Source organism: Campylobacter showae CC57C, assembly GCF_000344295.2.
GTDB lineage: Bacteria > Campylobacterota > Campylobacteria > Campylobacterales > Campylobacteraceae > Campylobacter_A > Campylobacter_A showae_B.
Map to the genome: position 1 here is coordinate 1 of NZ_AOTD01000202.1, position 13,568 is coordinate 13,568.

General features: G+C 48.2%; 15 protein-coding genes and 1 pseudogene. 14 read left to right on the forward strand and 2 right to left on the reverse strand.

The genetic code is table 11. The features are described 5' to 3' along the window. Positions 1–466 (forward strand): sulfur carrier protein ThiS adenylyltransferase ThiF (gene thiF, locus H740_RS07630; protein WP_002952965.1); only part of this gene is annotated, 466 nt, incomplete at its 5' end. 375 nt (positions 467–841) lie between these two features. Here the strand turns inward: thiF and sppA are convergent. After that, on the reverse strand, positions 842–1,711 hold the full coding sequence (sppA, locus tag H740_RS07635; RefSeq protein WP_002952966.1) for a signal peptide peptidase SppA: 870 nt from the start codon (positions 1,709–1,711) through the stop codon (positions 842–844). Positions 1,712–1,858: 147 nt separating this feature from the next. After that, the gene (gene mqnF, locus H740_RS07640; protein WP_002952967.1) at positions 1,859–3,085 is read right to left on the reverse strand and encodes an aminofutalosine deaminase family hydrolase; all 1,227 of its coding nucleotides are present in this window, start codon (positions 3,083–3,085) and stop codon (positions 1,859–1,861) included. A gap of 91 nt (positions 3,086–3,176) precedes the next feature. Between mqnF and aroQ the strand changes: the two genes are divergently transcribed. The 13 genes and pseudogenes from aroQ to H740_RS07710 all read left to right on the forward strand — a co-directional run. After that, positions 3,177–3,659, forward strand: a complete 483-nt coding sequence (aroQ, locus tag H740_RS07645) for a type II 3-dehydroquinate dehydratase (protein ID WP_002952968.1) — start codon at positions 3,177–3,179, stop codon at positions 3,657–3,659. A gap of 12 nt (positions 3,660–3,671) precedes the next feature. Beyond that, a pseudogene (locus H740_RS07650) lies at positions 3,672–4,698 on the forward strand (M24 family metallopeptidase). After that, positions 4,695–5,195 (forward strand): 2-amino-4-hydroxy-6-hydroxymethyldihydropteridine diphosphokinase, encoded by a 501-nt coding sequence (folK, locus tag H740_RS07655; protein ID WP_002952969.1) that lies wholly within the window; start codon positions 4,695–4,697, stop codon positions 5,193–5,195. Before H740_RS07650 ends, folK begins: the two are co-directional and overlap by 4 nt. Before the next feature lie 112 nt (positions 5,196–5,307). Beyond that, positions 5,308–6,714: a flagellar biosynthesis protein FlhF gene (flhF, locus tag H740_RS07660; protein ID WP_002952970.1), complete on the forward strand. Its 1,407-nt coding sequence runs from the start codon at positions 5,308–5,310 to the stop codon at positions 6,712–6,714. After that, positions 6,711–7,577: a MinD/ParA family protein gene (locus tag H740_RS07665; RefSeq protein ID WP_002952971.1), complete on the forward strand. Its 867-nt coding sequence runs from the start codon at positions 6,711–6,713 to the stop codon at positions 7,575–7,577. The genes flhF and H740_RS07665 overlap by 4 nt, the downstream gene beginning before the upstream one ends. A gap of 15 nt (positions 7,578–7,592) precedes the next feature. Then, positions 7,593–7,946: a hypothetical protein gene (locus H740_RS07670; RefSeq protein ID WP_002952972.1), complete on the forward strand. Its 354-nt coding sequence runs from the start codon at positions 7,593–7,595 to the stop codon at positions 7,944–7,946. Next, positions 7,930–8,625: an RNA polymerase sigma factor FliA gene (locus H740_RS07675; RefSeq protein ID WP_002952974.1), complete on the forward strand. Its 696-nt coding sequence runs from the start codon at positions 7,930–7,932 to the stop codon at positions 8,623–8,625. Before H740_RS07670 ends, H740_RS07675 begins: the two co-directional genes overlap by 17 nt. Further along, on the forward strand, positions 8,625–9,728 hold the full coding sequence (fliM, locus tag H740_RS07680) for a flagellar motor switch protein FliM (RefSeq protein ID WP_002952975.1): 1,104 nt from the start codon (positions 8,625–8,627) through the stop codon (positions 9,726–9,728). Before H740_RS07675 ends, fliM begins: the two co-directional genes overlap by 1 nt. Then, positions 9,718–10,557, forward strand: coding sequence for a flagellar motor switch protein FliY (gene fliY / locus H740_RS07685; protein WP_034957693.1), 840 nt, complete (start codon positions 9,718–9,720; stop codon positions 10,555–10,557). The genes fliM and fliY overlap by 11 nt, the downstream gene beginning before the upstream one ends. Before the next feature lie 132 nt (positions 10,558–10,689). Further along, on the forward strand, positions 10,690–11,286 hold the full coding sequence (locus H740_RS07690; protein ID WP_002952979.1) for an LOG family protein: 597 nt from the start codon (positions 10,690–10,692) through the stop codon (positions 11,284–11,286). A 39-nt stretch (positions 11,287–11,325) separates the two neighbouring features. Beyond that, entirely contained in the window at positions 11,326–11,562 is a 237-nt protein-coding gene (locus tag H740_RS07695) for a hypothetical protein (protein ID WP_002952980.1), read from the forward strand. A gap of 573 nt (positions 11,563–12,135) precedes the next feature. After that, positions 12,136–13,152 carry a tRNA 2-thiouridine(34) synthase MnmA gene (gene mnmA / locus H740_RS07705; protein WP_002952983.1) on the forward strand — a complete coding sequence of 339 codons (1,017 nt, stop codon included), beginning with the start codon at positions 12,136–12,138 and terminating at the stop codon, positions 13,150–13,152. Between the two features lie 218 nt (positions 13,153–13,370). Next, a partial coding sequence (locus tag H740_RS07710; protein WP_002952986.1) for a hypothetical protein occupies positions 13,371–13,568 on the forward strand: 198 nt, incomplete at its 3' end.

Below are 13,568 nucleotides of genomic sequence, written 5' to 3' on the forward strand. Positions count from 1 at the left end.
CTTTGACGTCGTGGAGCCTAGCAACCTAAACCGCCAGCAGTACTTCGTCCGCCACATCGGCATGAAAAAAACCGACGCCCTAAAAGAGCTCATCGCCGAGGTAAATCCATTTGTCGAGGTCGTGACGCACGACGTGACGCTAACTGCGGCCAATGTCGCCGAGATTTTCGCGCCGTGCAGTATCATCTGCGAGGCCTTTGACAATGTCGCGGGCAAGGCGATGATGGTAAACGAGGCGGGCGCGAGCCTGCGGGATAAAAAGATCGTCGGCGCGTCTGGTATGGCGGGCTACTTTAGCTCAAATCTCATAAAAACGGTCAAGTTTGCGCGAAACGTCTATCTGTGCGGCGACCTGCAAAACGCCGCTGGCGTAGGGCAGGGGCTCATGGCCGCGCGCGTGGCGATCTGCGCAAATCACCAGGCAAATCTTGCTATCAGGCTTTTGATGGGGCTTGATGAGGTTTAAATTTGACGGCGGCAGCGGCGTTTTAGCTTGCACTGGTTGCGGCCGAGATTTTTGACTCTCTTTTGCAAATTTGTTTGAGAATCGCTTGAAGTTGATTTTGTCGTCACGCTTAATTTTTGGTTTTGACGAATTTTTGTAACCGCTCTAAATTTGAGCAAATTTGTAGCGACAAAATCAATACATTAGCGACTCTTTCACCGCTACAAATTTAGTATCAAAATTTCGCGTAAATCTTGCCTTACGAGGCAAAAATAAGGACTAAAATTTAGAATTGACGTTCGCTTTAAAAGCTTTTTCATCTGGGTCCGCGAGAGCCGGGTTTTGCAGTCGTGAAAGGCTAGATTTTAAGACGATAAAATCTAGTCGTTTTTAAATTTACCTTGCCTTAGCTTCAAAAAACGCCGAGATTAGCGAGTTTGCGCCTTGATTTATAAATTTTTGCATCGCTTTTTCGTAGACGGACGGCTTTGCCCAGACGGGCTCGGCCACGCCGCTTAGCTTTTCTAGCTCGGCGCGCGCGGAATAATAATCGCTAACCTCGTCGATGAGCCCGAGCTTTGCGGCATCGCTGGCGAGAAATACCCGCGCGTTCGCCCACTCTTTGCTTTTGTTCGCGTCTAGATTTCTATCGGCCGCCACGTCGCTTACAAACATCTCGTAGCTCGCGTTTACGAGCTCTTGCAGCTGCTCGCGCTCGATTTTGCTCCACTGGCGCAGAAATGTCCCGGCCTCCTTATACTCGCCCGCTTTTACGACTTGCTGCGAGATGCCGATTTTAGCCGCTAGCTCGCTGGCGTCGGCGCCTTGCATTATCACGCCGATCGATCCGATAAACGCGCCAGGATTTGCCAAAATCCTGTCCGCGCCCGCGCCCGCGTAGTAGCTGCCGCTCGTCATCGACCCGCCCGCATACGCGACTACGGGCTTTTTGGCGCGTAGATTTTTGACCGCCAGGTGCAGCTCGACGCTAGGCGCGAGCGCGCCGCCCGGGCTATCGATGTAGAGCAGCACGCCTTTGATGTTGCCGTCCTTGCGCGCGGCCTCGATCTTTTCTAGCGCTTCGCCAGCGTCCATGATCGCGCCCGATAGGTTGATCTGGGTTAGGTTGGGCGGATTTACGCTCTCGCCTTTGCCGCTAAAAAATATCAAAAATACGATGAGCAAAAACAACATCGCCTTAAAATAGGTGTTTATGAACTTAAAAATCGCCGCAATCGGCGCGAAAATAAATCTTAAAAATCCCATTTTTTTCCTTTAATTTATTTAAAATCGGGGCGCATTTTACCATTTAAATTTATAAATTTAGCTAGCGGGCGGGATTTGGGAAAACGGCCTCAAATTTGAGCTTAAATTTGGCATTTGTCGCGCCAAAGTCTAAACCGCAAATTCGGCTCAATCGTTTAAATTTACCTCTGCGCCACCTACAAATAGCCGCTCGCAGCCCTTGGCGTGCAAGATGAGCATGAGCGGTAGCTGCGCTGCGTCCGCGTCCGCAAAACCGCCATATAGCGCGAGGTCGGCTAGCTTGCCCTCTTTTGTTTCGCCTGCGTCTAAATTTAGCGCGCTTGCGGCGTTTTTAGTCGAGGCTAGAAGTAAAATTTTAGCAAGCTCTAGCGGATCGAATTCGGCGTGAATGAGTAAATTTGCCCGTAGCTCGTCGAGGAAATTTAGGCTCATATTTGAGCTAAGCCCGTCCGTGCCGATATTTACGCTCGCTCTGGCATCTAGCGCGGCGCGTAAATTTAGCGTGCGTTTGCTAAGCAGCCTGTTTGAAACCGCGCAGTGCGTGAGGCTATGAAGCCCCGGGTCAAAACCCGAAAAATCATCCGCCCAAACGCAGTGCGTAAAGAGCGTGCGAATGCCCGCAAACATCGCTATAAACGAGCTTGGCGTATAAAGCGGACGCGCGGCGGGGTTAAATTTGCCCAGCCACTCTTTAAAGCCGCCAGCACCTTGCTCTAGCCAGCTTTTTTCATGCTCGCTCTCCATAAAATGCGTCGAGACGATCAGCTCCCGCTCGCGGGCTAAATTTAGCGCAGCAGCGGCTAAATCAGGATGCGTAGAGTAGGGCGAATGTACCGAAACCGCAGGCGTAAAAAGCGAGTTTTTGCGCTTTTGCGACGCCTCAAATCGGGCGGTAAAATTTGCCAAGCTTTGCTCTAGCGCGGCTTCGTTCGTGCCCAAAATTTCGTTAAAAAACACTACCCTGCCGCCGCAGTTCGCGCAGGCCTCCAAATCTCCGCCAAAGCTAGAAACCGCTCCGAAGCTCGCCACGCCGCTTCTTTGCATAGTTTTTATCGCAGATGCGATTACGGCGTCGTTTGCCGCCTGCGAGAGTGCGCCGCGAGAGGCGATAACCGAGCTAAGCCACTCTAAAAAATCGCCGTAAACGAGGCTGGTTTTGTTCGCGCTAAACTCCAGGTGCACGTGCGGGTTGATAAAAGCCGGCGCCAAAACGGCGTCTGGATACTCGAAAAACCGCGCGTTAGGGTATCTTTTGCACAGTTCCTCAGCCTCTCCAACGGCCTGGATACGCTCATCAAAAGCGACCGCCGTATCCTCTAAAACGGTAAAATTTTCGTCGCACAGCATTGTAAATTTTGGTTTAACGATGATCATTTTTAAGCTCCTGTTTTTCGTGATTGTAGCGAAAATTTAGCTTAAAAAATGTATAATCAAGGCTAAATTTAAATCTTTTAAAAGGCTAAAAATGGAAACAAAATCTAAACTAATGGTCATCCAAGGCCCGAATATCAACATGCTGGGCACTCGCGAGCCTGATATCTACGGCTCGATGAAGATGGAGGATATCCACGCGCAGATGAAGCTTTTTGCCGAGCAAAACGGCATCGAGATCGAGTTTTTTCAGAGCAATTTCGAGGGCGAGCTAGTGGATAAAATCCAGGAGTGCTTCGGCGAATTTGACGGCATCATCATAAATCCGGCCGCATACACGCACACCTCTATCGCGATCCGCGACGCTATCGCAGCCGTCGGCCTTCCGGTCATCGAGGTGCATATCAGCAACATCCATCGCCGCGAAGAATTCCGCCAAAAAAGCCTCATAGCGCCGGTGACTGCGGGGCAGATCGTGGGCTTTGGGCCTGTGGGCTATCACCTAGCTATGATCGCGATTTTACAAATTTTCGAGCAGATAAAAGCTCTAAGAGCCGCGAGAGAAAAAGCGGAGTAAGATAGGGCAAAGTTGAAAAATTTTATCCTAAAGGACGAAAACGCCGTTTACCACGAGTGCGGATACAGTTGCGACAACGCGATATTTTTGAGTCTTGCGGGGCGCAAATTTTTCCTCACCGATGCGCGTTATAGTATCGAGGCGTGCGAGCTTTGCAAAGACACCGAAGTGATCGAGGTCGAGCGAAATTTGATAAAAGACGCGCGGCTGTTTTTGCGAAAGGCGGGCGTTGCTGAGCTTAGCTACAACCCGTACGATTTTAGCGCGGGCGAGTGGGAAGCCCTAAGCAAGGGGCTTGGGATAAGATTTAAGGCGCGGGCGAATTTTTCGCAAATTTCGCGCATAGTAAAAACCGAAGACGAGATAAAAATTTTAAAACAAGCGGCGCAACTAGGCGCGGAGAGATTTGACGAATTTGCCGCGTTCGTGCGCTCTAGCGGCGAAGGGATGAGCGAAGAGGAGCTGTTTTTTCACGCCGAGCTCATCTTTAAGAAAAAGGGCGAGCTCGCGCTTAGCTTTTCGCCCATCGTCGCGATCAACGAAAACGCCGCTAAAGCGCACGCTCTGCCGAGTAAAAATCGGCTACGACATGGCGATTTGCTCCTGCTTGACGCGGGGGTTAAATTTAACCGCTACTGCTCGGATAGGACGCGCACGGCGTGCTTTAATGAAAATTTTAACTTCGGCAAAGAGCAAAATTTTAAAAATGCCAAACGCCAAGAAATTTACGAAATCGTAAAAGAGGCTCAGGCTCTTGCGATCGCGGCGGTTATGCCTGGCCAAAAATGCGCGCGAGATCGACGCGGTGGCTAGGGATTTTATCGCCGCTCAGGGCTACGGTGAGGCGTTTTTTCACAGCACGGGACACGGCGTCGGAGTCGATATCCACGAGCTTCCCTTTATCTCAAAGCGCGGAGATACCGTGCTAAAAGAGGGCATGGTTTTTAGCGTGGAGCCGGGGATTTACTTGCCCGGCGAGTTTGGCGTGCGCATCGAGGACGTCGTGGTCGTGCGCGAAAACGGGGCTGAAATTTTATGAGGGTAGCGGGGGCGAGACGGTTTGATAAATGCCTCTTTTTCCCGAAGGTTTTTGATTTTAAACCGGGCTTTAAAAATAGCGTTATTTTGGGGCTGGGCGGTAATATCGGCGACGTGAAAAAGCGCTTTAATCGGCTGCATTTTAAACTCAGCCGAGATAGTAGGTTTCATGTCGTGGAAAACTCGGCGCTCCTTATAAACGAGGCGTTTGGGTTTAAAGAGCAGGCTGATTTCACAAATGCCGTAATGCTCGCGCAAACGAGCCTTGCCGCGAGGCAAATTTTAAAAATAACGGCAAATTTGGAAAAGCGTTTCGGACGCGTGAGAAGCTTTAAAAACGCGCCCAGGACGCTTGATATAGACATTTTGTATTTTAGCGGACGAAACAGAAACGACGCGCGGCTGGCGCTGCCCCATCCCGGCGCGCAAAGCAGGGCTAGCGTGATTTTGCCGCTTGGAACGATGAGGCGCGTTTATAAAAGCGGAGTGAGATTTTAAGATTTAGCGGCCGCAAAGCCTAAATTTGAAGCGGGAACGGAAAATGCATAGCCTTTGCCGCGACGATTTTGGCTAGAGGCGGCGAAATTTAGCGAGAAACGAAGGAGAAGATTTGGCGACGAAGTTTTATACGTTTACCGGTGAGAGCAGTATGGAGGCGCTAAAAAAGGCGCAGGCTCAGTGCGGCGAGAGGGCGATCTTGGTAACGACGAAGCAAATCCAGCCAAAGACGATAAACAAAAAGCCGCTTTATGAAATTTTAGTTAGCGTCGAAGAGGACGCGAGTGAGCAGAAAAAAAATCAGCCTCAAAAGCAAAATTTAAAAGGCTACGAGGAGTTTTTGCGCGCTCAATCGGCAAAAGAAGAAAGACCGCAAAAGATCATTTTAGACGAGCGTGAGCTTTTTAGAGCCGAGGCGCAAAGTGCCAAAGCGGCGGCAAATTTGACGCAAAACTCCGCAAGAACCACTCCAGCTAATCAAAACTACAAAACCGCTCAAAACAGCGGTGAGGACATACTCCTAAACATCTCAAAAGCCGCAAAAGAGATAAGCCAGATAGCAAATATCGAAACCGCGCCCGGCCGTCAGGATCAAATTTACGACAAAAAGATCGACGACGTCGCAAGGCAGGTAAGTATGCTAAGCGAAAAAGTAAATATGATAGCCGATATGTTCTGGGAGGAGCGAGCGAGCGCCAGAAACAACCTAATCATACCGCCCGAGTTTGCTGGTATCTACAAAGACGCCAAAAATAGCGGCATGAAAGAGGAGCACCTAGAGCAGATAATGAAAATAACCGCGGAAAATATGTCGCCTCAGATGAAGGCTAATCCGACTGCGGTGAGAAGATATTTTAGCTCGCTACTTAGAAAGATGCTGCCGTGCAGGAGCGAAGAGGACAATAGAAAACAAAAAATCATGATGCTGGTGGGGCCGACGGGAGTTGGTAAAACCACAACTCTAGCCAAGCTTGCGGCGAGGTTTGCATACGGCGAGGGCAGACGCGCGAAAACTGGCATCATCACGCTTGATACCTACCGTATCGGCGCGGTCGAGCAGCTGTTTCAATACGCAAAGATGATGAAGCTGCCGATCCTTGACGTTATCGAGGTTGAGGATTTTAAAAACGCGCTAAAACAGCTAAATCACTGCGAAGTGATCCTCATAGACACCACGGGCAGCTCGCAGTACGATAAAGAAAAGCTAGCTAGGCTTGAAATGTTTTTAAAGCATAGCGACGCACAAATAGACGTAAATTTGGTGCTTTCTGCGGGCTCAAAGATCGATGATATGCTTGAAATTTACAACGGTTTTAGCTTTCTTGACATCGACACGCTGATCATCACCAAATTTGACGAAACCAAAATTTTCGGTAACGTATTTTCGCTAGTTTACGAGATAAATAAACCCGTTAGCTTCTTTTGCTTAGGGCAGGAGGTACCTGATGATATCATGGTTGCTAAGAGCGAGTTTTTGGTCGATTGCCTCTTGCAAGGGTTTAATAAGGATAAAAAATGAACACTCAAGCCGAGAAACTAAAAGACATAGTAGCATCTAGATCAAATGCGAAAAACACGCGCTTCATCGCCGTAACTAGCGGCAAAGGCGGCGTTGGCAAGAGCACCATAAGCGCAAATTTGGCAAATATCCTCGCTAGAAACGGTTATAAAGTCGCGCTTTTTGACGCGGACATAGGGCTAGCAAATTTAGACGTCATCTTAAACGTGCGCATTAGTAAAAATTTACTCCACGTGCTAAAAGGTGAGTGCTCGCTAAAAGATATCTTGATCGAGGTAAAGCCAAATTTGACGCTGATTCCCGGCGAGAGCGGAGACGAGATACTTAAATTTAACAACCAATTTTTATACGAGCGCTTTTTTGAGGAGTCCTCGAGCCTTGACGATCTTGATTTTATCATCATCGATACAGGGGCTGGTATCGGCGGAAACACGCAGCTGTTTTTGGAGGCGGCAGACGAGGTTATAGTAGTCACCGTGCCTGATCCCGCCGCGATAACCGACGCCTATGCCGTCATCAAAATCACCTCGAAAAATAAAGACAACCTGCTTATGCTTTTTAACATGGTGAGGAGCGAAAAGGAGGCGGTTAGGATATTTGAGCATGTGCGCAAAGTAGCCAGGGCAAATATCGAAAATCCGCTAAATTTGGAGTTTTTGGGCGCTATCAGCGAGGATAAAAACGTCTCTCGCAGCATAAAACAGCGCACGCTTTTTACCGACGACAGCAGATACGATGCCGCGAGCATGGAGCTTGAGCAGGTGGCGTCAAAGCTACTTTATAGATTGGAACAAAAAGTGCTTAATCCAAGTACGAACAACAGCTTCAGTGGCTTTTTTAGGCGGCTAATGGAGCAATTTTAAATTTAGGATTTTACTTTGAGAGCGGAAAATTTTATAGCATTTTTTACGGTTTGCGGATTTTTCATCGGCGTGACTTTTTCGGCGTTAAAGCTGAGCGACCCGATAGATATGCTGGTTTATACGTTTCTCGTTACGTTTTTTTTCTATCTTTTGGTACACGTGGTTATTATAAATTATTTAGACGCCAGATCGTCGCTAAAAAGGCGGTTTGATAAGGAACTATACGAGCAGAGGGCTGATTATCTCATCGGCGAACTAGCCCTTAGAGAAAAGCGAATAGATAATCTCTTAAACAAGCTCGCAAACGAAAATATACTGATAAAACAAACGTTAAATAAGAGCAACGAAAGTAATGCAAAAGCCGCTTAATCCATACGCCCAGACGATAAAAAAAGAGCAAGACGACATCGTACTAGCCTATATGCCCGCTCTCCGCGCGATGGCTTTTAGGCTAAAGGAGCGCTTGCCCGCTCATATCGACGTTAGCGACCTGATCGGCGCCGGGCTTGAGGAGATGGTAAAGCTCTCTAGAAAATACGACAAAGAGCAAAACGACTCGTTTTGGGGCTACGCGCAAAAGCGAGTTTACGGCGCGATGCTTGATTTTTTACGCGGGCTTGACGTGGTTAGTCGCTCGGACCGCACTTTGGTAAAGTCTATCGAGGCTTTGGTGGACGAGTATTTTAATAAATTTGAGCACGAGCCAGACGATGCGTATATCGCCGGAAAGCTTGGCGTCGATATAGAAAAAGTGAGCGAAGCAAGAAATGTGAGCGCGGTCGTCGCCGTTTTAAATATCGACGATCAAATGGAGCTTATGAGCGAGGAAAATACGCTCGAGCGGGTCGAAAAAGAGGACTTGATAGAAAAGATAGCTCAAATTTTAAACGAATTTGAGGAGCGTGATCAGCTCATCGTGCAGCTTTATTATTACGAGGAGTTGAGTCTAAAAGAGATCAGCGAAATTTTGCAGATCACCGAGAGTAGGATCTCGCAGATCCATAAGCGCTTGATGGAAAAAATAAGAAAAAAGCTTGAGGGCAAATAATGGCGGACATTTTAAGTCAAGAAGAGATAGACGCGCTACTAGAAGTCGTAGACGACGAAGAGGCGAGCGGGTCGATCGGCGAGGGCGGCAAAGAAGAGCAGCGCCAGGTAATAATCTATGATTTTAAACGCCCAAACCGCGTCAGTAAGGAACAACTACGTGCGATAAAGGGCATACACGACAAGCTTGCGCGAAATTTGGCTTCTCAAATTTCAAGCGTTATGAGAAGTATCGTGGAGATCCGCCTGCATAGCGTCGATCAGATGACGTACGGCGAGTTTTTGATGAGTTTGCCAAGTCCCACTAGCTTTAACGTCTTTTCGATCAAGCCGCTTGACGGCAACTGTGTTTTGGAGATAAACCCAAGCATCGCGTTTCCGATGATAGATCGCTTGCTAGGCGGTAACGGCGAGGGCTTTGAGACCAGCAGGGAGCTAACCGATATCGAGGTAAATTTGCTCGATGCGATCCTAAGGATGATGATGCAGCGCCTAAAAGAGAGCTGGTCGATGATCACCGATATGTACCCAAACGTCGAGGCTAAAGAAAGCAGCCCAAACGTCGTACAAATCGTCAGCCAAAACGAAATCGTGATAATGGTCGTCATGGAGATCATCGTAGGCAACTCAAGCGGCATGATAAATATCTGCTATCCGGTCATCTACCTAGAGCCGATACTAAGCCGCCTAGCCAACCGCGACATAATGCTAGGCGAAACGAGCGCGAAAAAGAGCCGAAACAAAGAGCTAAAAACACTGATCGGACGCGCCGAGGTGCTATATGAGGCGATACTGGGCAAGAGTGTCGTTAGCGTCAATGAGTTTTTAAATTTAAAAGAGGGCGACATACTGCGCCTTGACCGCTCGGCAAACGACAAAGCTATCGTCACGATCGATAAAAAAGAGGTATTTTTGGCTGAGGTCGGGCTGCATAGATTTAGAAAATCTATCCGCATAGAAGAGCTAATCAGAAGCGACAAGGACGAGATCAAAAACATCCTCGAGCAGTACGAAGAAGAGCGCAAAGCCAAGCTAATGAGTTACGATCAAGAAAACGAAGATGATGAGGATAATATATTAGGCGAGGGTGAAGATGATGAATGATTTTTTGAAAATTTTCGTAAATGAAGTAAAGGCTACGATCGAGGGACTAACGGGCAGGACGCCCGAGATAGGCGAGAGAAACGAATACGACGCGCCCAAACAAGAAGGTATAAAGCCGCCTCTAGCCGTGGCAAACGTGACCGTCGGCGGCGATGCGACCGCAAAGATGATGCTGGTAGCCACACCTGTGCTAATGAGCGCGATCGGCGAGTGGATGCTCGGAGAAGAGGAGATCTCTCGCAACGAAAATCTAAGCGAGGACGAGCTGGACGCCGCAAAAGAGGTGTTTTCAAATATTTTAGGCGCATTTTCCACGAGCCTTGGCGCGCAAAAGGGCATGCCGAAGCTAAATTTCGAGGTCGCGAAGGTAAATTTTCTCGACGAGAGCGCAAATTTAGACGTAGGCGCGTTTGAAAAAATCTACATCTACTCCGTCAAAATCGGCGACATCAGCGAACATATCGCTATCGTGCTTGATTTTTCGTTAGTTAAGTTTTTTAACAAAGATCAAAAAGAACCTGCCACACAGCAAGCAGCAGCTGCAAAAAACGATCTAAGCGCCGAAGAGATGCGAAATATCGGGCTCATCAGGGACGTGCGCCTGCCGCTTCACGTACGTATCGGCTCAAAAAGAATGCTGCTAAAAGACGTGCTCACGATGGACATAGGCTCGGTCATCGAGCTAAATCAGCTCGCAAACGACCCGCTTGAGATTTTGATCAGCGACAAGGTCGTAGCCCTAGGCGAAGTCGTCATCGTGGACGGCAACTTCGGCATCCAGATCACTCAGATCGGCACGAAAAAAGAGCGCCTCGAGCAGCTTAGATAAGGTTAAATTTAGAAATAAGAGGCTAAATTTAGCCTCGATTTAGCTCGGGTGCGTTTTTTCTCAAATTTGAGCGCGAAACTACGGCGCGTAAATTTAACCCCGCAAGCGTAAATTTAACCGCAAAGAGAAATAATGGATGAAATTTTAAACGATCTGGCCAAATTTAGGGATTTTGCGACTTATAAAAATCCTAGCGTTACGTTTTTTGGCTCGGCTAGATTTGACGAAAATAGCAAATATTGTAAAATGGCCTTTAGCCTCGCAAAAGAGCTTGCCGACGGCGGTTTCGCGGTCGTTAGCGGCGGCGGACCGGGCGTGATGGAGGCCGCGAACAAAGGAGCGTACGAGAGCGGCAAAAGTCCGTCAATAGGCTTAAATATCGTGCTTCCGTTTGAGCAGGTAACGAACAGATACGCCACGAGCAACTTCGTTTTTTCAAATTTATCAGCTCGCAAATTTGCCCTCATCGAGCGCTCGAGCGCGTTTTTGGTGTTTCCGGGCGGCTTTGGAACGCTTGACGAGCTGTTTGAGATCCTAGTGCTCGCGCAAATCGGCGCCAAAAAAGCTAAAATTTTCCTCATCGGCAGCGAGTTTTGGGGTAAGCTTGATGATTTCATCAAAACCACGCTGATACGCGAAAAAGCCGTCAGCGAGGAGGATCTGTTGCTTTATACGATCAGTGATGATCTGGACGCCGTGCGAGATGAAATTTTGCGGATTTTAGACTAGGCGAGTGCGCTAAAATTTATAAATTTTGAGGATTTGGCGATGTTTGACAGGATGCGAGATAGGATCGCTTTTGCGCTGATTTGCCTCGTTTTTATCGCTATTTGCGGCTATATCGCCGTCAAATTTGACGGTGCTCGCATCCATTTGCTGATTTTAACCGTCGTGGTTTTTGTAGTTGCGATCGCGGCGCACATGATACACGAAAATTTAAAGCTGGATAAAGATCTAAAAGAGGGCGATGCTCAAGATAAAAGCCGTAAACAGCTTGGCGGCTAGTTAAATTTGGTCGATAAATTTGCCGATTGCTTATACTTGGCGTTCGGCGTTAAATTTTGATTTTTGTAAATTTAGCCGGCCTGCATTTTAGTAATTTTAGTGAGCGAATCTTTTAAATTTACGCTCCAAGCGCCTTGTTCTAAAAATTATAAATTCTCTCCGCCGAGCGCATTTGCATTTTGCGTCAAATTTGGTAAATTTAACCGTGCTATCACCGTTTTCAAATTCTACGTTGCCGTCTCGGTGCGTAAAATTAAGAGCCGAGTAAGGCGCAAAAGCTAAATGCCCGCTTAGCTCGCTATCCTTGACTCGCAAATTTATAGCCTATTAAGCTATTTTTTATATAATCGCACCGAATTTATACGAATTTGTCTTATTGTGGGGCTAGGGCTAAGTTTGTAAATTTGCAAATATTTTTACAAAAAACGCAAGCGATGAATGGCGAGACGAATTTAAGCGTTGCGCGGAAATTTTTGCGTCAAGGCTAGGCATGTAGCCTGTGCCGCAGATCAAAAATTTCAAGCTCGTTTAAAAGCGCTCGTGAGGCGCGCTTGCCCTACAAAGGAAAGAGAAATGAAAATACTAATGGCCATGAGCGGCGGCGTCGACTCCACCATGAGCGCCAAAATGCTGCTAGAAGCGGGTCACGAAGTCGTGGGCTGCTATATGAAACTACACAAAAAACCCGGCTACCACGAGCAAAATATCGGCAAAGTCGCCCGCGCGTGCGGGTATCTGGGTATCACTTATCACGTGCTTGATTTGCAAGAGCAGTTTGACAAATACGTCTATATGCCGTTTGTTAGCTCCTATAAGGAGGGCAAGACGCCAAATCCCTGCGCGCTTTGCAACCGCTTTATCAAATTTGGCGAACTGCTAAAATTTGCCAAAAGTGTCGGCTGCGAAAAGCTCGCCACTGGCCACTACATCCGCGTGCAAGACGGCATGATCAGAGTCGCGGCCGATCCTAGTAAGGATCAGAGCTACTTCGTCGCGCAGGTACCAAAAGAGATCATCGCCGATATGCTTTTCCCGCTCGGGGATAAATTTAAAAAAGACATAAAAGAGCTGGCAAAATCCTTGCCGAGCTTTCGCGAATACGGCGAGCAGGCCGAGAGCAGCGAGATTTGCTTCGTCGAGGATACTTATATCGAGGTGCTAAACAAGCACTACGAGACCGACCTGCCCGGCGACGTGGTCGATAGTGCTGGCAAGGTGATCGGGCGGCACAATGGCTATATGCACTACACGATCGGCAAGAGGCGCGGATTTGAGGTATTTGGGGCGCACGAGCCGCATTTTGTGCTCTCTATCGACGCGCAAAATAACCGCATCGTCGTGGGCCCGAAAGAGGAGCTCGAGCGCGGTAAAATCGCGGTAAATAGCCTAAATTTGTTCGTGGACGAGAGCGAGTTTGACTGCGACGTCAAGGTTCGCTACCGCAGCATCGGGCTAAACGCGCACGTAAAGGTGCTAGAGGGCGGCATGGCCCAGATCGAGCTAAAGCAGAGCGCTTTTGGCGTGGCTAGCGGGCAGCTGGCGGTATTTTACAGAGGCGAGCTAGTTATCGGCAGCGGATTTATCCTGTAAATTTTATCTTAAATTTGATCGCTTCGGGCGGTCGAATTTGTCAAATTTAGATCGGAGTTTGCGGACAAAGGCTGGTCAAATTTGCCTGCGTTTGATCAAATTTAATTTACCGCGAGCCGCACAAAATCTTCAAATTTTCTTTATTTTGCAGTCTGTTTTCATGCTTCAAATTTAGCCTAAAATCGCTAAAATATACAAAAATAATCAAAGGACGTAAGATGAATCCAAAAGAGATCGCCGAGGAGCTCATCGTAAAAATGATCAACGCCGCTGATCGCAAGCAAACCCAGCGCGTGCGCGAGTGCTTCGCCGACGTCGTATTCGTCGATCACTCGAGCCTAAACGGCATGCGCGGCGCGCTCGTTAGTGCGGATGAGTTCGTGACGTCGTGGCAGCAGCTGCTCGAGGACGCGCAG

What these genes read in the sequence shown, in the direction of transcription:
- aroQ (WP_002952968.1), top strand. Translation starts at nt 3,177, where the DNA reads ATGGAAACAAAATCTAAACTAATGGTCATCCAAGGCCCGAATATCAAC.
- mnmA (WP_002952983.1), top strand. Translation starts at nt 12,136, where the DNA reads ATGAAAATACTAATGGCCATGAGCGGCGGCGTCGACTCCACCATGAGC.
- H740_RS07690 (WP_002952979.1), top strand. Translation starts at nt 10,690, where the DNA reads ATGGATGAAATTTTAAACGATCTGGCCAAATTTAGGGATTTTGCGACT.
- fliM (WP_002952975.1), top strand. Translation starts at nt 8,625, where the DNA reads ATGGCGGACATTTTAAGTCAAGAAGAGATAGACGCGCTACTAGAAGTC.
- H740_RS07675 (WP_002952974.1), top strand. Translation starts at nt 7,930, where the DNA reads ATGCAAAAGCCGCTTAATCCATACGCCCAGACGATAAAAAAAGAGCAA.
- H740_RS07695 (WP_002952980.1), top strand. Translation starts at nt 11,326, where the DNA reads ATGTTTGACAGGATGCGAGATAGGATCGCTTTTGCGCTGATTTGCCTC.
- H740_RS07665 (WP_002952971.1), top strand. Translation starts at nt 6,711, where the DNA reads ATGAACACTCAAGCCGAGAAACTAAAAGACATAGTAGCATCTAGATCA.
- folK (WP_002952969.1), top strand. Translation starts at nt 4,695, where the DNA reads ATGAGGGTAGCGGGGGCGAGACGGTTTGATAAATGCCTCTTTTTCCCG.
- sppA (WP_002952966.1), bottom strand. Translation starts at nt 1,711, where the DNA reads ATGGGATTTTTAAGATTTATTTTCGCGCCGATTGCGGCGATTTTTAAG.
- mqnF (WP_002952967.1), bottom strand. Translation starts at nt 3,085, where the DNA reads ATGATCATCGTTAAACCAAAATTTACAATGCTGTGCGACGAAAATTTT.
- fliY (WP_034957693.1), top strand. Translation starts at nt 9,718, where the DNA reads ATGATGAATGATTTTTTGAAAATTTTCGTAAATGAAGTAAAGGCTACG.